This is a genomic window from Cupriavidus phytohabitans, from assembly GCF_017815025.1.
Classification (GTDB): domain Bacteria; phylum Pseudomonadota; class Gammaproteobacteria; order Burkholderiales; family Burkholderiaceae; genus Cupriavidus.
In genome coordinates, this window is sequence record NZ_JAGIQB010000211.1 from 1 (window position 1) to 927 (window position 927).

Consider the following 927-nt stretch of genomic DNA (forward strand, 5'->3'; position numbering starts at 1 on the left):
ACATTCAGGTCTTCAATCACCTGCCTGGCATCGTTGAGCATGACCTTTGCGGCCTCGCGCTCGGCGTGTCCGTCCGCATTGGTCACCATGGCGCTCACCACCAGGCCATGGCGGTTGTCGCTCAGGGTATGCCCCATGTAGCGAAGCTCGCTGGCTGTCTTGCCCTTGCGGTAGAGCTTGGCATCGGGATCGGTCTTTGACTCGTGCGTCTCGTTGCTGCGCTTGCGCCCCTTGAAGTTGCCGCCATCGTTGTCGTCCTTGTCGCCGCCATCCTTGCGCACGAAGCTCTTGTGGCCTGCCCACGCCTGAATCAGCGTGCCGTCCACGCTGAAGTGCTCACCCGACAGCCAATTCTTCTTCTGCGCGATCGCCAGCACCTCGTTGAAAAATTGGATCACTGCATCATGCTTGATCAGCCGTTCGCGGTTCTTGGTGAAGACCGTGGGCACCCAAACTGGGTCGTCCATCGACAGCCCGATAAACCAGCGAAACAGCAGGTTGTACTGCGCCTGCTCCATGAGCTGACGTTCGGAGCGAATGCTGTAGAGCACCTGCAGCAGCATGGCTCGCAGCAGCTTTTCCGGCGCAATGCTGGGCTGGCCACCCTTGATATCGGGCTCGTACATCTGCGCAAACAATCTGTCCATCTTCACCAGCGCCTGGTTGGCCATAGTGCGGATCGAACGCAGTGGGTGCGCCTTCGGTACGAAATCATCCAGCCTCCGCATGGTGAACAAGCTTTCCGTGAAGGTGTCTGCGCCGCGCATAAATGAAGGATTCGATGGGATCCCCAAAGCAACGCTTCAGCCAGTCGTCGCGCTGACGTCCGCTGGAGGTACTTCAGCAGCCTGTTAGGGATGGTCTGAAAAACCTCTGCCAACGGAAGGGCGGCAGAGACGTTAAATGAGGATCACGAAAGCTGCATGA

The 927-nt window shown here is 58.4% G+C and carries 1 protein-coding gene; it reads right to left on the reverse strand.

Features of this window, described 5'->3' with window-relative positions; genetic code table 11:
* Positions 1–767: IS5-like element ISRme16 family transposase (locus tag J8I34_RS34190; RefSeq protein ID WP_209778272.1), on the reverse strand; the 767-nt coding region annotated here is incomplete at its 3' end.
* Between the last annotated feature and the right edge of the window lie 160 nt (positions 768–927).